Source organism: Phaeobacter italicus (assembly GCF_001258055.1).
Lineage (GTDB): Bacteria > Pseudomonadota > Alphaproteobacteria > Rhodobacterales > Rhodobacteraceae > Phaeobacter > Phaeobacter italicus.
On record NZ_CVRM01000007.1, the window covers coordinates 27676 to 47184 of the forward strand.

Below are 19509 nucleotides of genomic sequence, written 5' to 3' on the forward strand. Positions count from 1 at the left end.
CGGACTGGATTGGATACCGTCATGAACTCTCGCCATCTTGCCTATCTGACATTGGTGCTCGCGATCTGTTTTGCCGCAGCGCCGCTGGTCACGTCCCCGTTCACCGGGTTCACGGCCGATCAACTGCCGAACTACCAACCGGACCCCGTAATCCAGCCAGCAGGTTGGGCATTTTCAATATGGGGTGTGATCTATCTGTGGCTGGTTGTCGGCTCAGTTTACGGGGCAATCCGGGCAAGCGATCATCCCCATTGGGATGACATGCGCAAACCCTTGGCGGTGAGCCTTCTTCTTGGCGTTTTCTGGCTCTGGGCTGCCAACACCTCCCCGATCCTGGCAACAGTGATGATCCTGGTAATGGCCGGAACCGCCATCATGGCCACCCTCCGCGCCCGTGACGAAGATCGTCTGTGGCGTCGCGGTCCCGTCGGGCTTTATGCAGGTTGGCTAACCGCCGCCTCGGCAGTCTCTGTCAGCATTGTGCTTCCGGGCTACGGCGTTGTTGCGCCCCTGACAGCGGGAGTCGTCGCGCTGTTGGTCGCATTGGGCGTTGCGCTTTGGGTGCAGGCGCGCAGTCCTGACGCCCTCAGCTATGCCGTGGCCGTATGCTGGGCGCTCGCCGGGATCTTCATCGACCAGTGGAACGGCGGTAACGTTCTTGTCCTTGGGCTGGCGGCGATCGGATTTATCATGATTGCACTACGGGCGCTGTTTGCGGCCCGTAGCTGAACCACAACACATCAGCCGCCGATCTCTTCGTGGTTTGTCAGGCATTCCGAATGATCGCGCAGAACTTCCAGAACGCGACAATCTGCGACCAGACCGCCCGCGCACTCCGAAATCATCCGTTCCAGCTCGGTCTGTAGCGCCTGGAGGCGGGCAATGCGCTCTGCAACTTGTTTCAACTGCCGCCGCGCGATGGAATCTGCATCAGAACAGGACTGACCGGGGCGGTCTGCCAGATCCAGCAGCTCGCGGATCGCCTCTAAGCCGAACCCCAACTGGCGGGCGTGACGGATAAATGACAGGCGGTCCAGGTCCGAAGCCGCATAGCGGCGCTGGCCCCCTGCTGTTCGGCCTGCCTCGGGCATGAGGCCGATCTGCTCGTAATACCGAATGGTCTGGACCTTTGTCCCGGTTCGTTTTGCCAAAGCGCCGATGCTGAACATTGCCCCTCACAAATCTACATATACTGTAGCTTTAACAGCCCCCTTCCCCCGACACCAGCCAAAGACCTTTGCCGCAATGGAAAAGGGCGACCCACGGGCCGCCCTCTGTTTCCTCGCATCTCAACCGGTGGCTAGGCCGCAGCGACCCCGGGACGTTTGCCAAGGATGATCATGCTCAGCAGGTCGTCGTCTGTCACATCGTCGATGTCGACGGTTCCAACCAGCTGGCCGTTTTTCATCACAGAGGCGCGGTCACACAGTTCCATAACCGCGTTGACATCGTGGTCGATCAGAAAGATCCCGATCCCCTGCGCCTTGAGCTGTTGGATCAACTCCGCCACCATTTGCGTCTCATGCGGGCCGAGCGCGGCTGTGGGCTCATCCATGATCAGGATCTTGGCGTTGAAATAAACCGCCCGCGCAATCGCCACCGACTGACGCTGACCACCCGACAAGGCAGAGACCGGCTCGGAGAACTTTTGAAAGTTCGGGTTGAGCCGATGCATGATCTTGCGGCACTCGGCCTCCATCGCGGAGTCGTCCACCAGCCCGAAGGGGGTGGTCAGCTCTCGTCCCAGAAACAGGTTCGAGGCTGCATCGAGGTTATCCGCCAAGGCAAGTGTTTGGTAGATCGTCTCGATGTTGTGGGCGCGCGCGTCGCGGGGGTTTGTGATTTCAACCTTGTTGCCGTTCACCCGGATCTCGCCGGTATCCATCTGATAGGCGCCCGACAGGATCTTGATAAGGGTGGATTTCCCGGCGCCGTTATGGCCCAGCAATCCGACGACCTCGCCGGGATAGAGATCGACACTGACGTGATCCACCGCCTTGATGCCTCCAAAGGAAATGGAGATGTCCTTCATTTCGACCAGCGGAGTGGCGCCAGAGGCGCGCAGTTCTTTTGCGTTGCTCATTACCGTGCCCCCAGACGTTTGCGATAGACGATGTCGATCCAGACCGCTGCAACCAACACGGTCCCAACCACGATGTTCTGGAACGGCGCGTCCACCCCGACCATGGCCATGCCCGACTGAAGGCTCTGCATGATGAGCGCGCCCAGAATGGCCCCATAGATTGTGCCAAAACCACCTGCCAATGCGGTGCCACCAATGACCGCAGCCGCAATGACGCGCAGTTCATCGAGTGTCCCGATATCATTGGAGTGATTGGCCAGACGAGCAGAGGCCACAACAGCGGACAACGCACAGAGGAACCCCATGAGGGCAAAGATCTTGACTGTCAGCATGCGGGTGTTGATGCCGGACAGTTCCGCTGCATCGGGATTGCCGCCAGTGGCAAAGATATAGCGGCCAAAACGGGTGCGACGCGCAACGATGGTCATGACCACTGCCGTGGCGATCAGGATCAGAACAGAAACGGGCAGACCATAGCCGACAACCAGACCCTCGGGCATGGTTTCCCCCTGGGCTTCCAGCATGCGCTTCAGGCGGCGAGCGGGGATCTGATAGGCGTTCAGGATCGCGACAAAGCCAAGGATGGACCCTGCGATAATCATCGCCATGACAGCCTCAGCCCAGGCGGGCTTCACCGGGAACCCATGCCCCTGCTTTGCCCGGCGGCTGTTCCAGAGCGCCGCAAGTGCAAGAACCGTCGCGACAATTCCAACAGCCCAGCTCAATGTGGTGCCAAGCGTGCCGGAGGTGCCCCCGAACACCAGAAAATTCGCGTCCAGTGGGCCAATTGTCTGACCATCGGTCAGGTACCAGGCGACGTTGCGCCAGACCAGAAAACCACCGAGGGTCACGATAAAGGCAGGGATTGTCAGAAATCCGACCATCCACCCCTGAAAGGCACCAATCGCCGTCCCAACTGCGAGACCAACGATGATGGTCAGGATCCAGGTCAGCGGGTGATTGAGCCCCATGCCAAGCATGTCGGGCAGGATCTCTGTCTGAACCACTGCCATCACTGCCGAACAGGTCGCCAGCAGGGCACCAACGCTCAGGTCGATGTTGCGTGTCACGATCACAAACACCATTCCCGTTGCCATGATGGCAACCGACACGGTTTGAATGGTCAGGTTAAAGATGTTGCGCGGCGTCAGAAAACGCCCGTCCGTCAGGATGTTGAATCCAATACAGAGGATGACAAAGGCACCGATCATACCCAATAGCCGCATGTCCAGTTCCAGCTGCTGGAACAGGCCACGTTTGCTTTGTGCGGGGATCGGCTGAGACGTGGTTTCGGTCATGTCCGAACTCCAGTGATCAGCAGTATCTTTCTAGCACGCAATGACCATAACACAGACAGGCCGATCACGCACCGGGTGGAGGATGTGGAGACCCCCAACCGGGGTCCCCACTGGAAGTATCAGTTACAGGGTGCCGGACCGTTGGTCACACCTTGGCAAAGCGCGTCCTTGGTGATCCAGCCTGCATCCACAACCACAGTCAGGTTGTCCGCGGTCACCGGGATCGGCTCCAGGAAACGGGCTGTCAGCTCGGTGCCAGAGGGAGACGTCCAGGCCGCGCCGCCGTCCACTGCGGACATGTCAGCACCTTCCGCCATTTGAACGGCAATTTCCGCAGCAGCCTTGCCGAGGTCACGGGCATCTTTCCAAACCGATACGGTCTGAGTGCCTTTTGCAACGCGGTTCAATGCGGCGTGGTCACCATCCTGGCCGGATACGGGGATGCCTTCCATGCCCTGTGCAGTCAGCGCTGCAACAACACCACCGGCAGTACCATCATTGGACGCGATGACCGCATCGACGGCATTGTCATTGGCGGTCAGGATCTGCTCCATGTTGCGCTGAGCATTCGCAGGCAGCCAGCCATCGGTATAGGCTTCGCCAACGATCTTGATGTCACCACTGTCAACGGCGGCCTGGATCACCTCCTGCTGACCGCCGCGCAGGAAGTCGGCGTTCGGATCAGTGGGCGAGCCCTTGATCATGACGTAGTTGCCACTGGGCTGGGCCTCAAGAACGGCGCGGGCCTGCATGCGACCAACTTCGATGTTGTCAAATGTCAGGTAGAACGCACGACCATCTTCGATCAGGCGGTCATAGGCGACAACCGGGATACCCTCGTCTGCAGCAGCCTCAACTGCCGGACCAATGGCCTGCGCGTCCTGCGCGAGGATGATCAGAGCGTCGACGCCCTGTGCGATCAGGCTTTCGACATCAGACAGCTGTTTGGCGGACGACGATTGCGCATCAGCCGAAACATAGGTCGCCCCCTTGGCGTCCAAAGCGGCCTTGATGGCGGCTTCGTCGGTCTTCCAGCGCTCTTCCTGAAAATTGGACCAGCTCACGCCTACGGTGATGCCGTCCGCAAATGCCATGCTGGCTGTTGCCGCAAAGGCGATGGCGGAAATTCCACTCAAAAGTTTCATTCTTAGTTCCTCCCTCGGATCTGGTTGGACTGCCTAGAGCTCCGTTCCTCTCTGAGCCTGTCCGCCTGATATCCCTAACATTATTTTTTTTGAAACTCAAATTAAATAATGTATCCTGATTGAAGGGAGCAGGTTACAGCGCATCGAAATTCGCGTAGGTAGCTGAAAAGGGAGGAAAACCGTGGCTAAGTCAGTCAAGCTGTCCCATTCGGACGAACTGCGTGAAAGCAGCCGCCAACAGGTGTTTGATGCCATTCGCGAGGCGGGGCAGATCGCTCGAATCGACATTGCGCAGGTAACACGGATCAGCCCGGCAACGGTGACAGCCATTACCGCAGACCTGATCGCAGCAGGGCTGATCGAAGAGGTAAGCCCGGACATTTCACGCGGAGCCAAACGCGGACGCCCCCGTGTCGCACTGAAAATCCGCGGCGATGCCCACACGATTGCCGGTATGAAACTGTCCCATCACGCGATTACGACGCTGATCACCGACTTTGAAGGGGCCGAGCTGGTCTGCCACGAAATCCCCCTTCCCGGCGGCCAGCTTGACCCGGATGCCCTGTGCGAAAAGATTGTCACCGCACTCGATGAAAGCTGCGCCCAGGGCGGCCTTGAGCGTCAACAGATCTCAGGCCTTGCGATCGGAATGGCTGGGGTGATGGATGCGGATCGCAATTTCGTCTACTGGTCCTCCTCGCTCAACGTGCGCAACATTGATTTCGGAAGTTACCTCGCCCGTTATCTTTCGATCCCTGTATTCATCGACAATGATGCAAACCTGGTCGCCAAGGCAGAGTTGTTGTTTGGCGAGGGGGACAAGCGCAGCAACTTCGTGGTTGTCACGGTAGAGCATGGCGTTGGTATGGGGATTGTCATCGACAATCAGATCTACCGAGGCGCGCGTGGCTGCGGCGCAGAATTTGGCCATACCAAGGTCCAACTGGAAGGAGCCCTGTGTCAGTGCGGACAGCGCGGCTGTCTTGAGGCCTATGTCGGCGACTACGCCCTTTTGCGCGAAGCCAATGTGACCAGCGGGGTAGAGCGCCACAAGGATCTTGCCTCTCTTTATGCCGCGCGTGAGGCTGGCGACATCATGGCCCAATCGACGCTTGACCGGGCCGGGCGCATGTTTGCGATGGGGCTGGCCAATGTGGTGAACATCTTTGACCCGCAGATGATCCTGCTTGCCGGTGCTCAACTGGCCTTTGGCTACCTGTCTTCAGACAAGGTCGTTCACGAAATGCGGCGATCTGTGCTGCAGGTAGACGGCCCCCTGCCAGAGGTCCGCGTCCATGGTTGGGGCAACAAGATGTGGGCCAAGGGCGCAGCCGCTCACGCAATCGAAGAAATTTCTGCCCTGCGCATCCGAGAGGTGTCTGGTCATGCGGTTTAATGCGACAACCTGGCTTTCGACTTGGGCTATCTCCGCCTCTTCGGTATTTGCCCAGGCCGCGCCCCAATTCACAGCACGTCCAGCGCCCGAACACATCTATGACGGCGGATGGGAGCATTTTGTCGGCGGGGGACTCGCATCGCTTGACTGCAACGGGGATGCCCTTCCTGATCTGGTCGCAGCAGGGGGCAGCAACTCTGCGCAACTGTTCGTCAACACAACGACCGGCCCTGGCGCCCCTCTTCAGTTTGAAAGCCAAACACCGGATACGCTGTCCCAGGTCGGACTGACCGGCGTATATCCGCTGGATATTGACGGCGATAGCCAACTGGATCTTGTCCTGTTGCGCGTCGGCCCGGATCAAATCCTGCGAGGTCTGGGGAATTGCCAGTTTGAACCGATGACAAACATCGGTTTTGACAGCGTCGACCATTGGACAACGGCGTTTTCCGCAACTTGGGAACCCGGCCAGTTTTTGCCAACATTGGCCTTTGGGACATATGTCGACAGAAACGACCCTATGGGCCCGTTTGAAAGCTGCGATGCCACGCTGCTCTACCGCCCTGACGGAGACCGCTATCGACCAGCCGAACAACTGACCCCCGGTTTTTGCGCCCTGTCCATGTTGTTCACCAACTGGCAGCGATCGGCCTCTGGCCGGGCAGACCTGAGGGTGAGCAACGACAGGCACTATTACGTCCGTGGCGGGCAGGAACAGATGTGGGAGATGACGACGCCGCCGCGTCTCTACCAGCCAGAAGACGGTTGGGCTTCTTACCACCTGTGGGGCATGGGCATTGCCTCACGCGATATGAACGGAGACGGCTTTTCCGACGTTTACCTGACATCGATGGGCGATCAGAAGTTTCAGCTGTTTGACCCGGCGGTCGGTGGCCCCGCCTATCGGGACGTCACCTACGACTACGGAACCACGGCCCATCGTCCTGCATCAGGCGGGGATGGCCGCCCGTCAACCGGGTGGCACGCGGATTTTGGCGATGTGAACAACGATGGGCGGGACGACATTTTTGTATCCAAGGGCAACGTCGAACAGATGCCGGATGCCGCAATGCGCGACCCCAATACCCTGTTGATGCAATCCGCAGACGGCCGGTTCACAGAGATCGCGGAAACCGCAGGAATTGCAACAATGCATCGCTCCCGCGGGGCCGTGCTGAGGGATCTGAATGGCGATGGACGATTGGATCTCGCGGTGGTGAACCGACGCGCTCCACTTGAGATCTTTGAAAACACAACAGCCGAGACAGGCAATTGGCTTGCGGTCGGACTGTCAGCCCAAGGCCCCAACACCCAAGCCATCGGCGCCTTTGTGGAGGTCGACGACGGCACCCGCCTGCACACCCGAGAAGTGACAGTTGGCGGTGGTCACGCAGGTGGCTCTGCAGGGGATCTCCATTTCGGCGTTGGTCTGGCGGATACGCTAAAGGTCAGGGTTATCTGGCCCAGTGGCAAAGCAACCAACTGGCAAAGCGTTGCGCCCAATCAGCGGATTGCGATAACGCCCTGATCCTGTTCGGGTCAGGGTTCTACCGGCAGGCCAGAGGGCACCTGATCCGGCACTCCTAGACGCCCTTTCGCTGCCTCTTCATCGGTCAACGCATGAAGAAACGCGACAAGCGCCGCAACCTCATCATCCCGCAGCGAAATCGGGGTAAGGTCATTTGCATCTGCAATTGCGGCCACCTCAGCCGGGTCATCCATCACGCGCCAATCAGACGCCCCTTCCAAAACCGGCAATATGGCCTGCGTCCGGTCGTAGGCACGCAACCCTGCAACCGGATCGAGATGATGGCGCACCACCCCCTCTAACGTGGCATATGCTCCGCTATGCCCATAAGGCGCCGTCAGCGACACATTGCGCAAACTCGGTGTGCGAAACCGATAGGCGTCCTCTTCTACCCCAGTCACCCGGAGCCGACCCACATCCCTTGCATGGCTCTCAAACCGTGCCGCCTTGCCCGGCCCCAATTGCGGGATCGCAATGGCATGAAATCCATTGTCCGTCTGCAACCAGCCTGAATGACAACTGCTGCACATCGCCTTACCGTAAAACAGGCCCTGCCCCATCGCCGCCTCTGCAGATAGGGTTGCCTCACCGGCCATCGCACGGTCAAAGGGGCTGTCCATCGCCCGAAATTCAAACCGGATGAAGGCCGCGAGCACATTGCCGATATCGGTAAAGCGGATTGGCGCCCCCTCCCCCAGGACCGTATCGAAACGTTGGCGATACTCCGGGATTGCCGCCACCCGACCCGCGATCAGATCCCACGCGCCACCCTCGTGGCTCAGCTGGCCCAGACGCACAGCTCGCGAAATCTCGTTCTCTCCGTAGTGCCCGGCCATTTCATCCGCCGACAGTACCGGGAACATGGCCTGCGCAGACAGGGCCGAGTCAAAGCCCGCAACCATATCGCCTTCCAGCGGGGTGCGGATGCCTGCGCCATAGTTCGGATCCGCTTCCAATCGCCCGTCATGGAACATCACATCCATGCCAGCTGCCCCAAGGTTCCACAGCGCCGGCGCATTTCGCGGAATGCGCTGTTCGGGCATGTTGTCAGGGTCGGCCTGCCTTTCCGGGCCAAGGCCCTGCCCCCCATCTCCAAGGGACAATGAAACCCCATCACCCGTCCCAAAGCGCGGATGATGACAGCTTGCACAGCTGACAGTCCGGTTGCCGGAAAGAATGGGGTCATAAAACAACAGCTGACCCAATTCCGCGACGTCCGGATCAACCGGTGAAAAAAACGGCGCAGGCCCAAGGTCCGGCACATGTGATCCGGCAAGGGCGGCATTGCTCAGAACGACGGCAACAAATGCAAAGCACGGGATTTGCCCGATCATCATGCTACCCCCGCCTTTCCGGTCTCAAAAACCAGTTCCAGTCGCTGTTGGTACGGGCTCTCTGGCGTTACCATGATCGAAGGGAAATGCGGATGATTGGGCGCATCAGGATAACCTTGCGGTTCAATGCAAAGGGCCGAAAACGGCCTGAGCTTCTGTCCGCCCCTCCCTGTTACGGCGCTTTCAAGGGAGCCCGCGGTATAGATTTGTGCGCCCGGCTGGTCAGATCGCAGGGTCAGCCCGATGTCCGACGGCGCTCTCAGCTGGGCGACATCTCTCAGACCCTGTTCTCTGTCCGCAAAAATCACATGTATGTCGCTCCCCCGCCGTTCAGGATCGAGCCTGGCAAAGCTGAGGCCGCGGCGAAAGTCGTAGCGGGTGCCTTCCACATCACAGATATGCCCCGTTGGCACACCATCGGCATCCAACTGCAGATATTGCCGCGCGTCCGATCGCAAGACGTGCTCCCAGATCCCAGCACCGTGGCCCAAGGTGTAATAATTGTGCTGAGCAAGATTGATGGGAGTCGGCCTGTCGACCGTCACGGTCATATCATAGGTCACGGTTCGCCCCTGTAGCGCAATGGTGACAACAAATTCGGCCTCGCCCGGATAGCCGTTTGCCCCATGGAGAGACACATGCCGCAGACGGGCAGACCGCGCCGTCACCTGATCCAGTTCCCAGAACACCCGGCCAAGCCCCTGAGCGCCGCCATGCAACTGGTTCTGTCCCTCATTTGGCTCCAGATGCACGACCTGCCCGCCCAGTTTCATCTGCGCGGCACCAACACGATTGGCCACCCGTCCAACAATGGCACCAAGATAGAAGGGATCGCCAAGGTAGGACTGCATGTCCTGATAGCCCAAAATCATCGGCACCCACTCCGCCCCCGACCACAGGTCGCAATGGGCCGTCACCGCGCCATAGTTCAGAACGCGGACGCGCAGGTCATCTGTCTGCAAGTCCACCCAGTTCAACAGATCCGGCGCATTTTCAGGTAGATGCGCATGCAGAGGTACAGGCATCTGGGTTTCCTGGTCGGACATACCGGGCATTTCTCCACATCGTCGCAGGCAAACTGCGCCATTTATTTTACTACTGAAATTAAATCAGCCGATCCGCTTCCTGTCAATCGCCGAGCTCGCAGCCCTGGCCCTCGGATCAGGGCTGATTCCAAGCGGACAGCCAGTTCGCAGGCCTGAATTCCCGGCTGCAATCGGAAGTTGCCGTGCCAAAAATCACAACGCGCGGAGGTGCGAATTTTGCCTCGATTTTCCACCCCAGCCGCAGCAACGCACTGATTTGGCCCAAATCTCGCCACGAATTTTAATCAAATCTTAGGAAGCGGAAGAGGTCACAGCCTAAACGGCGACAGGATCCGATCAGTCCCCGCACTGATGCCGCCGAATAGAATGATGGGGTGCAAAATGAGCAAATTCGCCGATCCAGTGCAGCTGGCGCCAGTCCAGACAGCCGCCATGCCGACCCGGCAGCGGGCTCGTAGTTTCTATGGAATCTTTGGAAAGCGACTGGTCGACGTCATGCTGGCGCTTGCGCTTCTGCCCATGATTGCCCCAGTGATAATCGGTCTGTGGCTGCTAAGCCGGCGGGACGGTGGGCCCGGTTTTTTCGGGCACACCAGGATCGGGCGAAATGGCCGAGCCTTCACATGCTGGAAAATCCGCACGATGGTTCACGGTGCAGAAGAGATTTTGGCCGACCATCTGAAAACTGACGCAAAGGCTGCACAGGAATGGGCCAGAGACCGCAAATTGACGAACGATCCCCGCATCACACGGTTTGGCGACTTTCTGCGCCGCAGCAGCCTTGATGAATTGCCCCAGATCTGGAACGTCCTGCGCGGAGAAATGAGCTTTGTCGGGCCACGGCCAATCGTGCGTTGCGAGTTGAGCCGATATGGTGCCTCTGCTGCTGCATACCTGAACCAACGGCCCGGGATCACCGGCCTTTGGCAGGTGTCCGGCCGCAATGATGTCAGCTACCAGGAACGTGTATCCCTTGATGTGGACTATCTGCACAAACGCACCTTTGGTCTTGATCTGAAACTGATCATGATGACCGGTCGTTGTGTCTTGGCCCGCACCGGACGCTGATCTTGGCGCTAAAGCGGCGTTAAGGGTTGTGTGATAGGCTCCCTGACACAGGATAAGGGCAAAGCCCTGGGCAAACCGGTTGCCCGCTGCACAGAAACAGGATCCGCGACGATGCAGAAAGGCGAAACCACAGCTGAGCTACATACCCATGTATCGCAGGGCCGTGGACGGCTGGCCCTTGCAGGGGTGTTCTGGTCATTTGTGAACATCATGGTCAGCAATGGGCTGACGGTCGTGGTTTTCCTTGTGACCTCCATGCTGCTGCAACCTGCGGATTTCGGCGCGGTCGCGCTGGCGACCTCTATCGTCGTCTGGGTGATGACACTGGTGCCCCTGCCCCTTGGCGATGCGATCATCCAGCGAAAAGACCTGCGCCCGCAACATCTTGATAGCGCGTTCTGGTTGACCATGACGATTGCAGTGGGGTTCTTTTTCGCGCTGGTTGCCATTGCACCCTTCGCGGCTGAATGGACGAACCTTCAAATCCTCGAACTTATCCTGCCCGTCCTTGCCTTGCGTATCTTGTTCGTTTCCCTTGGAAACATCCCCGCAGCGCTGATCAATCGCAAGATGGCTTTCAAACAGGTCGCGTTGCGCACAACGCTGGGGAACGGTTTGGGCGCAATCAGCTGTCTTGTGCTGGTTCTGCAGGGCTATGCGATCTGGGCGCTGATCTGGGCGCAGGTTGTCACCGCTCTTGTTGGGTGCTGCGTTGCATATTGGTCGGCGGGTTGGCGACCGGGCTTCGCGATTTCACGCAGGGCCATCACGGATTTGCGCGGCTTTACGCTCTACACGATGGGCGGTCGGTTGATCGAGCCTACCAAGATCAATCAGATTCTTCTTGGCATTCTTGCAGGGCCTGCTGTCTTGGGGATTTTCTTTTTTGCCCGCAGGATCTGCGAGATCCTTCAGGAAGTGACAATCGGAACGCTCCTTCCGGTTACGCGGGTCCTGTTTGCCAGCATGCAAACAGAGGAAGAGCGACGCCGCGACGCCTTTTTGCTAAGCAGCTTTGCCGCCGCGAGCGCAGCACTGCCGCTATTTGTGGGTTTCATCATGGTTGCCCCAACCGCCATCCCCTATGTCTTTGGCGCCAAATGGATCGCTGCCATCTACCCGCTTCAGTGCTTTGCTTTGCTGAGCCTGATGATGAGCATTGGGGTCATGCAGGCGTCCTTGGTGCGGTTTTCCGGCCATGCCGGGTGGTGGTTCTGGTTTGAACTTTCCGTCAGCCTGTCCGGATTCATCGCCATTCTCTATTTTGCAAATGAGGGGCTGAACAGCATCATGACGGCTCTTGTCATTCTCTCTGCCTGCCTGTGGCCTGTCGCGACGGCAAAAACGCTGCGCGTGTTGAACATGCCTTTGCGTACCTATGTGTTTGAGGCGCTGCGGCCCGCACTGATTTCCGCGTCAATGATGGCGATTTCCCTCTTCGCTCTGCGAGAAATGGGGCCGCCGATGTATGGCTACACGCTGCTGCTCGCACAGTTTGCTGTCGCAGTCCCGACCTATGTCGGCATGATGTTTCTTGTGGGCGGGGATCGGCTGGATCTGATCCGAGAGGTCGTCCGCCGCCGCATCGCCACCACAGCATGACGCAAGGGCCACCGGGGCTGCAAATCCCACTCATGCCCTGAACCACCAGGATATTGCGCTGACTGCGCTTTGCAAACGCCCTGTCTGTGCTCACCCTATGCAGTTGCCTCACCCAGCACAAAGCGGGCGCGAGACGGAAAGCGCACAACCATCGACCCGCAAAGGTTACCGCAAAAAGAAACGCCACCCTTTGGGGGTGGCGCCAAAATCATTCACGGCATCAATCCTGAGATCGCTCAGCCGGGCTGCGAAGCCTGTCACGCAGCTTGTGCAAGGTCACCACCTCACTGCCGGCTTCAAGATTTATTCCCCCGGTTTCGGCTGTCAGCCGCCCGACCTCGCCATAGAACTTCCCCATTGCTGCGAGGGTCTGGATCACCAGATCAAAATCCTGAAGCGACTGACGTTCTTCACGTGTTGGCGCACCGCCACGTTCAACCATCGTCAGCACGATGTCCTCGAGCTGCTGGACCTGGCCAACCAGGCGCAGCATTTCAGCATGCGACACATCGCAAAGGTCAGCAATGCTGTGACCTTTGGGCGGTGGTGTCGTTTGCATGTTCATAGACGGCCCACCACTTGTTCAATGGCCTGTTTCATGGTCGCGACCGTGAACGGTTTGCGAATGATGTTGTTCATCGCAAGACGGCGGCCAACTTCCACGATTTCAGGCGTGGGTTTGCCTGTCACCAGGATAAAACCAACCCGCTGGGTCACGCGATGCTCTCGCAGCGCTTTCAGCAGTCCAAGGCCATCCATACCCGGCATGTTGTAGTCCGACAAAACCAAGTGCACAGGGTTGGTTGTGAGCGTCTGAAAGGCAGATTGCCCGTTGTTTTCAACCATGTAGTTTTTGATGCCTAGCTCATCCAGACACTGGGTCAGGATGCCGCGGCTGGTGGACATGTCATCCACAACCATCACGCGCAGGGAGTCTTTCAAGCTCATTTTTAGTTCCTCGTTTTCTCTTTTGTTGCCGGACTACTCAAGCATTCCCACCGGCATGAGAATTCACATAAGTGGTGATCCCGGCCGTCTGCAGCGCCGCCGCAGCGGGGCCGGACATGCGCTCGGAATGACCGATAAACAGGTATCCACCAGGGTTCAGACTGCGCTGAAACGCGTGCCAGACCTTCTGCTGCGTCGGCGTGTCGAAATAGATCGCCACGTTTCGGCAGAAGATGGCATCGAACTTTCCCTTGAACGGAAAAGGTTCGATCAGGTTCAGCACGCCAAAGGTCAACAGCCCGCGCAGGTCTTCGCGAATGGTGCCGTCCTGGCCCTGAAGGGTGTAGTAGGCACTGTATTCGCGCGGGATCTGCGACAGCTCCTCGGCCGAATAGCGCGCAGATGACGCTTTTCTCACCACAACCGGGTCGATGTCTGTCCCCAGGATTTTCACATCCAGTTTCTCGACATCTGGACAGAGCTCCTTGAGCACCATGGCAATGGTGTAGGGTTCCTGCCCGTTGGAACAGCCCGCTGACCACAATCGAACCCGATCACCACGACGTGCACGTTCCAACAGGGGCGGCAGCACATCATTGCGCAGCGTGTCGAAATGATGCGGTTCCCGAAAGAACTGCGTGACATTCGTGGTCAGCAGCGACAGCAGCTCGCTGCGTTCACTGTCTGCATTCGGGCCATTCAATTCCTGCAGGTAGGATTTGAAATCCGTGAAGTTCAGCTTGCGCAGGCGACGGGCGAGCCGCGAAGACACCAGTGGCTTCTTGCTGCTCGACATCGCCAGCCCAAAATGCTTGTGGGCAAACTCGGCGATGGATTCAAAGTCCTGATCGGACAGTGTGAACCCGTCGCCGCGTGTTTCAATTGGGCTGGCAATCGTCACGAGAGCACCTGCTCTGGCACAGAGATGACGGCATCCAGGTTGATGATCCGCACCATGGTATCATCATGAGAAATGATGCCCTGGATGTAGTCCATCGTGTTCCGGCTATCGACCGGCGGGGTGTCCTGGATGTCATCTGGATTGATCGAGATAATCTCAGAGACCGACTCTGCCAGAAGACCAACGGGTTTTCCGTGGACAGAGACAACGATCACGACATTGCGCTCGCTGGCTTCGGTCTGCTGCAGACCAAAGCGCGCGGACAGATCGTAGATCGGGATCACCGCACCACGCAGGTTCATCACCCCCAAGACATCTGCCGGCGCATGCGGCAGGATGGTCACGGGCGACCAGCGGCGGATCTCGCGGATCTGCGTGATTTTCAGGCAGAACGCCTGGCCTGCGACGGTGAAGCTGACAAACTCGCTATGCTGGGCGTGCTTGATTTCAGCGTCGTCGTGTTTTGCTTCAGCTTGCGATTGCATTGTTCAGTCTCCGCTCGGTATCGAAAGCGGCTGCCGAGGGCGAAGCCGCAAGAATGCTTTCAGGGTCCAGGATCATCGCGATCTTGCCATCCCCAAGGATTGTGGCTGCTGCCACCCCGGGAATATTGCCGCAAACGCCGTCGAGGCTCTTGATGACGACCTGGCGCTGGTCATGGATATCATCCACAGCCAGAGCGCTGCGCTGCCCGGTTTCGGTTTCCACCAGAAGGTAGACGCCGGGAGGCTGATCATGATCAGGCTTATCAAGGCCCAAGGCCGCGCCGACATCACAGACCGGGACAAAATTGCCGCGGATCGACAGCAGCGTGCCGTCTGCACCAAGGTTGTTCACCATGTCATCGCTGCCGCGCATGGTTTCCACGATCGAGGTGATCGGAACCACCATCGTCTGATCGGCAACCGACACGACCATCCCGTCCATGACCGCGAGGGTCAGCGGCAGAATGATGGTAAAGGTCGACCCTTTCCCAGGGGTGGAACTAATGTTGATCCGGCCGCCGAGTGCGGTGACCGCATTTTTCACGACATCCATGCCAACCCCGCGGCCCGAGAGATTGGAGATCTCTTTGGCGGTGGAAAAGCCCGGCAAGAACAACAGGTTGTCGATCTCGCTGTCGGTCAGATCCGCGTTCTCCGGGATCAGGCCCTTGTCGATGGCAATCTGTTTGACCCGCGGACGGTTCACACCAGCGCCATCATCCTTGATTTCGATGCAGACACTGCCGGACCGATGAGACGCCGTCAGGCGGATCTCACCTGATCGCGCCTTGCCGGCGGCCTCACGGTCTTCGGGCTTTTCAACACCATGATCGACCGCGTTGCGCAGGATATGCGTCAGCGGATCGGACAGACGTTCGATGACCGTCTTGTCGACTTCGGTGTTTTCGCCCTCGGTGACCAGTTTACAGGTCTTTCCGGTCGCGGCAGAGGCTTCGCGCACGATCCGGGCCATCCGCTGAAACAGCGGCTTTACCGGCTGGGCGCGAATGGACATGACACCTTCCTGAATGTCCCGTGCGAGGTTTTTGAAGCCTTCCAGCTCCGTTTCGACATCGCGCAGATCAGCCACATCAAGATTGGCAATCTGCTGGGCCAGCATGGAGTGGTTGATGATCAGCTCGCCAACTGCGTTGATGAGGCGATCAACCCGTTCCAGGTCGACACGCAGGGTCGGGTTTGGTCCGGTTTTCGCGGTCTCAGCCTTGGGAGCTGCCGTTTTGGCAGCCGCCGGAGCAGGAGCCGGATCCGCAGCTTCCGCTACAGGCTCCGAGGCTGGGACCGGCGCCTCAAAAGGGGCCGCCACCTGATCTGCGCCTTCCTCGGGCATGACCCCGAATGCGGCATCCAGAGCCGCCAGCGCATTGGCCTCATCTTCTGCGTCGCTGTCAGATTCAATCGACAATTCACACAGCCCTTCAACAAATTCAAAGACCGATTCCACAGCCGATTTGGATTCCGTGCTGGTCAGGGTCAGTTTCCAGGTCAGATAGCTCTCGTCGGTGTCGAGCGCATCGAAACCGGGCAGTTCGCTATCATCAAGCTGCACCTCGAGTGTGCCGAGATCTGCAAGGGTCTGGAACAGGAAATACGGTTCGTTTCCAGTGCCATACATATCCTTGAGCGGGTGGAAACGAATCTTGTAGATCCGTTCCTTTTCCATCTCGATCGGGGCCGCATCAAAGGCACCGCCAAGACCCATCGGCTGGAAGACGAGTTCCTCTTCTTCCTCTTCGATGTATTCCTCAAGCGCAGAGATCAGCACATCATGATGCGCCTCATCGGTGCTGCCACCGTCACGGGCGACAGCCACCAGATCGCTGAGATGATCGCTCGAACGCAACAGGAGTTGGATCAGCTTGGTGTCCAGCTCCAACCGGTTGGCGCGCACCTCGTCAAAGACCGTTTCAAACTTGTGGGCAAAGGCAACCAGCTCGTCCAGGCCGAAAGCGCCAGCGCCACCCTTGATCGAATGGACCGCCCGAAAGACGGCATTGACCACCTCAGGGTCGTGATCGCCACCTTCGATGGCGGTCAGACCCTCGTCCATTGCTTCGAGGAGCTCTTCACACTCCTCAAAGAAGGTATCCTGAATCGAGCCGGCCATATCAGGCAGCCGCCCCGGTAACGCGCTTCAGCGCGAAGATCAAAGATGCATCGTCAAACGGCTTGGTAATCCAGCCGGTTGCGCCGGCATTACGGGCACGTGCCTTCAGCTCCGGCGCGCTTTCGGTCGTCAGAACCAGAATCGGCACCTTGGAGTTGATGTCCTCGCCGCGCAGCTCTTCGATGACGCCAAAACCATCGAGGTTGGGCATGTTGATGTCGGTGATCACAACGTCCGGCGCAACGTCCGGGTACATGTCTACACCTTCACGGCCGTCCACGGCACAGTGGTATTCAAAGCCCGCCTCTTCCAGAGCGGCGGCCAGGAGATTCCGGATGGTGCGGGAATCGTCGATTGCCAGAACTTTCGTTTTCATGCTGTTTCCTCGTCTTCAAAGCGGTTGGGCTCGAGCCCCAAAAGAGTGAGCGATTTCCGGCACCCTTCGGTTATGTTCGCGACTGCAAAACCGAGCCCTTCTGAGCGCCATTGCTGTTCAGCGCTCAAGAGCAGCTGCAGGCAGCGCGATGGCATCACGGCCACATTGCTACAGTCGATTTCCACTGCCTGAGTTCGCGCCCCCCGCAGGAAGGCAATCAACGGCTCCAGGTCGGAGAATGCGTTGGGCAGGTCCAAAATATGTTTTTGCGTTTCCGTCGTCATGGTCAGCGATTCGCACCCCCGTGGTCGGCGACAGGTTTCAAGTCGATGCGTTAGGAGTAGACTTTGGGCCTTAATATTTGATTGCCAGTGAGCACGGCTGCAGGGCATTTCCCAAAAGGATTCCGCTGCAAATTCCCCGGGCAATTTCCAAAAATTTTAGCGGATAGAAATCGCCACAACCCAGACGAATTGCTGCACTCAACCCCGGGCTGCGCGTTAACAGCGAGCGATTATTTTTTGGGCATGTCACGCATGCCCCTTACGCGCGCGCGTGAATCTAGGCGGTCAGAAATGGCGGTTTCATCCAGGTTTTTCTGATTGATTTCGCATGCAAAACCAGCGCCGTGTAAGCCTGAAATTAACTCCTGTCCGTCATGAAAGATACACTTTGGCTGCCTGCGCAGCGCGTATCGATCGAAAGGAGTTCAAGATGAAAGCTGTGCCCGCTTTTCGTCTCGCCTACAAGCTGCCGCTACTGGTTATCGGGCTTGTTCTGACCATCACCGCAATTCTGATCACGATCAGCTCCCTTGCGCTTCAACGGGCGGCCATGGACAGTGTGGAAACCCAGTTTCACGCGATGACCAACGACCGAAGCAGCGCGCTGATGGCGCTGATCGAGGGGATGAATTCCGACGCCAGAACCCTGGCGAGCAACCCTTCTACGGCAACCGCGCTGGAATGGTTCACTATGACATGGGGTGGCATTGAGGGCGATCCTGCCAAGGTTCTGCGCACCGCCTATATCGATTCGAATCCCAATCCCGCCGGGCAGAAACATCTGCTCGACCGCGGCATCGGCGATTCGCCCTATCACATGCACCACCAGCGTTTTCATGCTGGTCTGACTGCGGTGATGACCAACAAGGGTTATTACGATGTCTTTCTGATCAGCCCAGAAGGCGACGTCGTCTACTCTGTCACCAAAGAGGCTGATTATGCCTCCAACCTCGTCAACGGAGCATATGCCGATTCTGGCCTGGGAGAGGCATTCTCGGCTGCAATCAAAATGCAGTCCGGTGATGTCTACTTTGCAGATATGCGATCCTATGCCCCAAGCGCCGGAGCAGCGGCCGCATTTGTCGCCACGCCTGTTTATGATTCGGGCAAAACGCTCCGCGGTGTTCTCGCGCTGCAGGTTCCTGTCGAAATGATCACCAACATCGTGAACCCTGTCGACAGCATGAGCGAGACGCTGGATGTCTACATCGTCGGGGACGACCTGCGGGTACGAACAGATTCGCGACTGGACGGAATGCACAAAGTCCTTGAGGAAATGCCCCGCACCGATCAGGTTCTTGCGGCGCTGGAAGGCAACTCAGGCTTCTTTGCGAGTACAATTGGCGCCTCCGGCAATCCTGTCGTGGCCTATTCCGAACCGGTCCAGATGGACCGGGTGACCTGGGCCATTGTTGCAGAGCAGGACCGCGCCGAATTGCTCGCTCCTGTGGTGAATACTCGAAATCAGCTGCTGTTCATCTCACTGGGCTGCGCGGTTGTCATGTCACTTCTGGGCTGGCTGTTTGCCCGCTCCGTGACCAAACCCATCAACCGCATCTGTGGTCGAATCGCAGAGATTGCGAGCGGCAATCTGTCGGCAGAGATCCCTGAAGCAAAGAGATCCGACGAAATCGGCGATATCGGCAAACAGATGATCAGCCTGCAGGACGATCTGAAACAAGCCCGCACAGCCGAACTGGAGCGCGCCGAGCAGCAACGCCAGCAAGAGGTCGTGGTCGAACAGCTCAGTGCCGGCCTGATCCGCCTTGCGGCTGGTGATTTCTCTCAGAAAATCGAAGATGCCTTTCCTGAACATCACGAGAGACTGCGCGAGAATTTCAACTCGACCGCAGAGACGCTCAGCGCGACGGTGACGCAGGTGATCGACAC

At 58.3% G+C, this 19509-nt stretch carries 19 protein-coding genes; 6 read left to right on the forward strand and 13 right to left on the reverse strand.

The features are described from left to right. The first annotated feature begins 21 nt into the window (after nucleotides 1-21). Entirely contained in the window at nucleotides 22-729 is a 708-nt protein-coding gene (locus NIT7645_RS02585; protein ID WP_008563496.1) for a TspO-related membrane protein, read from the forward strand. A gap of 11 nt (nucleotides 730-740) precedes the next feature. Here NIT7645_RS02585 and NIT7645_RS02590 read toward each other — a convergent pair whose 3' ends face one another. The 4 genes from NIT7645_RS02590 to xylF form a co-directional block, all read right to left on the reverse strand. Next, the gene (locus tag NIT7645_RS02590) at nucleotides 741-1169 is read right to left on the reverse strand and encodes a MerR family transcriptional regulator (RefSeq protein WP_008563439.1); all 429 of its coding nucleotides are present in this window, start codon (nucleotides 1167-1169) and stop codon (nucleotides 741-743) included. Nucleotides 1170-1300: 131 nt separating this feature from the next. Next, nucleotides 1301-2083, reverse strand: coding sequence for an ATP-binding cassette domain-containing protein (locus tag NIT7645_RS02595; RefSeq protein ID WP_008563352.1), 783 nt, complete (start codon nucleotides 2081-2083; stop codon nucleotides 1301-1303). Then, on the reverse strand, nucleotides 2083-3381 hold the full coding sequence (locus NIT7645_RS02600; RefSeq protein ID WP_008563461.1) for a sugar ABC transporter permease: 1299 nt from the start codon (nucleotides 3379-3381) through the stop codon (nucleotides 2083-2085). Before NIT7645_RS02600 ends, NIT7645_RS02595 begins: the two co-directional genes overlap by 1 nt. Before the next feature lie 119 nt (nucleotides 3382-3500). Continuing rightward, a complete protein-coding gene (xylF, locus tag NIT7645_RS02605; RefSeq protein WP_008563375.1) occupies nucleotides 3501-4526 on the reverse strand; it encodes a D-xylose ABC transporter substrate-binding protein in 1026 nt (341 codons plus the stop codon). Nucleotides 4527-4707: 181 nt separating this feature from the next. On the opposite strand from xylF, the gene NIT7645_RS02610 reads away from it, so the two are divergent. Together NIT7645_RS02610 and NIT7645_RS02615 are read left to right on the forward strand one after the other, a co-directional pair. Further along, nucleotides 4708-5922: an ROK family transcriptional regulator gene (locus NIT7645_RS02610; RefSeq protein WP_008563509.1), complete on the forward strand. Its 1215-nt coding sequence runs from the start codon at nucleotides 4708-4710 to the stop codon at nucleotides 5920-5922. Further along, on the forward strand, nucleotides 5912-7450 hold the full coding sequence (locus NIT7645_RS02615) for a CRTAC1 family protein (protein WP_008563549.1): 1539 nt from the start codon (nucleotides 5912-5914) through the stop codon (nucleotides 7448-7450). The genes NIT7645_RS02610 and NIT7645_RS02615 overlap by 11 nt, the downstream gene beginning before the upstream one ends. Nucleotides 7451-7461: 11 nt before the next feature. Here the strand turns inward: NIT7645_RS02615 and NIT7645_RS02620 are convergent, their stop codons facing one another. Together NIT7645_RS02620 and NIT7645_RS02625 are read right to left on the reverse strand one after the other, a co-directional pair. Next, complete coding sequence (locus NIT7645_RS02620) at nucleotides 7462-8787, reverse strand: cytochrome-c peroxidase (protein ID WP_008563346.1); 1326 nt, start codon at nucleotides 8785-8787, stop codon at nucleotides 7462-7464. Next, the gene (locus NIT7645_RS02625; protein ID WP_242656166.1) at nucleotides 8784-9809 is read right to left on the reverse strand and encodes an aldose epimerase family protein; all 1026 of its coding nucleotides are present in this window, start codon (nucleotides 9807-9809) and stop codon (nucleotides 8784-8786) included. The genes NIT7645_RS02620 and NIT7645_RS02625 overlap by 4 nt, the downstream gene beginning before the upstream one ends. 402 nt (nucleotides 9810-10211) lie before the next feature. Between NIT7645_RS02625 and NIT7645_RS02630 the strand changes: the two genes are divergently transcribed. Next, a complete protein-coding gene (locus NIT7645_RS02630) occupies nucleotides 10212-10898 on the forward strand; it encodes a sugar transferase (protein WP_008563381.1) in 687 nt (228 codons plus the stop codon). 111 nt (nucleotides 10899-11009) lie between these two features. Then, nucleotides 11010-12500, forward strand: a complete 1491-nt coding sequence (locus NIT7645_RS02635) for an oligosaccharide flippase family protein (protein ID WP_050686033.1) — start codon at nucleotides 11010-11012, stop codon at nucleotides 12498-12500. Nucleotides 12501-12720: 220 nt separating this feature from the next. Here the strand turns inward: NIT7645_RS02635 and NIT7645_RS02640 are convergent, their stop codons facing one another. Genes NIT7645_RS02640 through NIT7645_RS02670 form a run of 7 tightly spaced genes read right to left on the reverse strand, consistent with a single transcriptional unit; the run spans nucleotide 12721 to nucleotide 17619 of the window. Next, the gene (locus NIT7645_RS02640; protein ID WP_046212250.1) at nucleotides 12721-13065 is read right to left on the reverse strand and encodes a DUF8776 family protein; all 345 of its coding nucleotides are present in this window, start codon (nucleotides 13063-13065) and stop codon (nucleotides 12721-12723) included. Further along, nucleotides 13062-13448, reverse strand: a complete 387-nt coding sequence (locus NIT7645_RS02645) for a response regulator (protein ID WP_008563433.1) — start codon at nucleotides 13446-13448, stop codon at nucleotides 13062-13064. Before NIT7645_RS02645 ends, NIT7645_RS02640 begins: the two co-directional genes overlap by 4 nt. Nucleotides 13449-13485: 37 nt before the next feature. Beyond that, nucleotides 13486-14349 (reverse strand): CheR family methyltransferase, encoded by an 864-nt coding sequence (locus NIT7645_RS02650; RefSeq protein WP_008563554.1) that lies wholly within the window; start codon nucleotides 14347-14349, stop codon nucleotides 13486-13488. Continuing rightward, nucleotides 14346-14834 carry a chemotaxis protein CheW gene (locus tag NIT7645_RS02655; RefSeq protein WP_008563422.1) on the reverse strand — a complete coding sequence of 163 codons (489 nt, stop codon included), beginning with the start codon at nucleotides 14832-14834 and terminating at the stop codon, nucleotides 14346-14348. The genes NIT7645_RS02650 and NIT7645_RS02655 overlap by 4 nt, the downstream gene beginning before the upstream one ends. Further along, on the reverse strand, nucleotides 14818-16959 hold the full coding sequence (locus NIT7645_RS02660; protein WP_008563425.1) for a chemotaxis protein CheA: 2142 nt from the start codon (nucleotides 16957-16959) through the stop codon (nucleotides 14818-14820). Before NIT7645_RS02660 ends, NIT7645_RS02655 begins: the two co-directional genes overlap by 17 nt. Nucleotide 16960: 1 nt before the next feature. Continuing rightward, nucleotides 16961-17335: a response regulator gene (locus NIT7645_RS02665; protein WP_008563341.1), complete on the reverse strand. Its 375-nt coding sequence runs from the start codon at nucleotides 17333-17335 to the stop codon at nucleotides 16961-16963. After that, complete coding sequence (locus tag NIT7645_RS02670; RefSeq protein ID WP_008563477.1) at nucleotides 17332-17619, reverse strand: STAS domain-containing protein; 288 nt, start codon at nucleotides 17617-17619, stop codon at nucleotides 17332-17334. Before NIT7645_RS02670 ends, NIT7645_RS02665 begins: the two co-directional genes overlap by 4 nt. Before the next feature lie 430 nt (nucleotides 17620-18049). On the opposite strand from NIT7645_RS02670, the gene NIT7645_RS02675 reads away from it, so the two are divergent. Then, nucleotides 18050-19509, forward strand: a 1460-nt coding sequence (locus tag NIT7645_RS02675) for a cache domain-containing protein (RefSeq protein WP_131724142.1), incomplete at its 3' end; no start/stop codon positions are given.

Excerpts from the sequence above, each read along its gene's own strand:
- NIT7645_RS02585 (WP_008563496.1), top strand. The coding sequence starts at position 22 with ATGAACTCTCGCCATCTTGCCTATCTGACATTGGTGCTCGCGATCTGT.
- NIT7645_RS02590 (WP_008563439.1), bottom strand. The coding sequence starts at position 1,169 with ATGTTCAGCATCGGCGCTTTGGCAAAACGAACCGGGACAAAGGTCCAG.
- NIT7645_RS02595 (WP_008563352.1), bottom strand. The coding sequence starts at position 2,083 with ATGAGCAACGCAAAAGAACTGCGCGCCTCTGGCGCCACTCCGCTGGTC.
- NIT7645_RS02600 (WP_008563461.1), bottom strand. The coding sequence starts at position 3,381 with ATGACCGAAACCACGTCTCAGCCGATCCCCGCACAAAGCAAACGTGGC.
- xylF (WP_008563375.1), bottom strand. The coding sequence starts at position 4,526 with ATGAAACTTTTGAGTGGAATTTCCGCCATCGCCTTTGCGGCAACAGCC.
- NIT7645_RS02615 (WP_008563549.1), top strand. The coding sequence starts at position 5,912 with ATGCGGTTTAATGCGACAACCTGGCTTTCGACTTGGGCTATCTCCGCC.
- NIT7645_RS02620 (WP_008563346.1), bottom strand. The coding sequence starts at position 8,787 with ATGATGATCGGGCAAATCCCGTGCTTTGCATTTGTTGCCGTCGTTCTG.
- NIT7645_RS02625 (WP_242656166.1), bottom strand. The coding sequence starts at position 9,809 with ATGCCTGTACCTCTGCATGCGCATCTACCTGAAAATGCGCCGGATCTG.
- NIT7645_RS02630 (WP_008563381.1), top strand. The coding sequence starts at position 10,212 with ATGAGCAAATTCGCCGATCCAGTGCAGCTGGCGCCAGTCCAGACAGCC.
- NIT7645_RS02635 (WP_050686033.1), top strand. The coding sequence starts at position 11,010 with ATGCAGAAAGGCGAAACCACAGCTGAGCTACATACCCATGTATCGCAG.
- NIT7645_RS02640 (WP_046212250.1), bottom strand. The coding sequence starts at position 13,065 with ATGAACATGCAAACGACACCACCGCCCAAAGGTCACAGCATTGCTGAC.
- NIT7645_RS02645 (WP_008563433.1), bottom strand. The coding sequence starts at position 13,448 with ATGAGCTTGAAAGACTCCCTGCGCGTGATGGTTGTGGATGACATGTCC.
- NIT7645_RS02655 (WP_008563422.1), bottom strand. The coding sequence starts at position 14,834 with ATGCAATCGCAAGCTGAAGCAAAACACGACGACGCTGAAATCAAGCAC.
- NIT7645_RS02660 (WP_008563425.1), bottom strand. The coding sequence starts at position 16,959 with ATGGCCGGCTCGATTCAGGATACCTTCTTTGAGGAGTGTGAAGAGCTC.
- NIT7645_RS02665 (WP_008563341.1), bottom strand. The coding sequence starts at position 17,335 with ATGAAAACGAAAGTTCTGGCAATCGACGATTCCCGCACCATCCGGAAT.
- NIT7645_RS02670 (WP_008563477.1), bottom strand. The coding sequence starts at position 17,619 with ATGACGACGGAAACGCAAAAACATATTTTGGACCTGCCCAACGCATTC.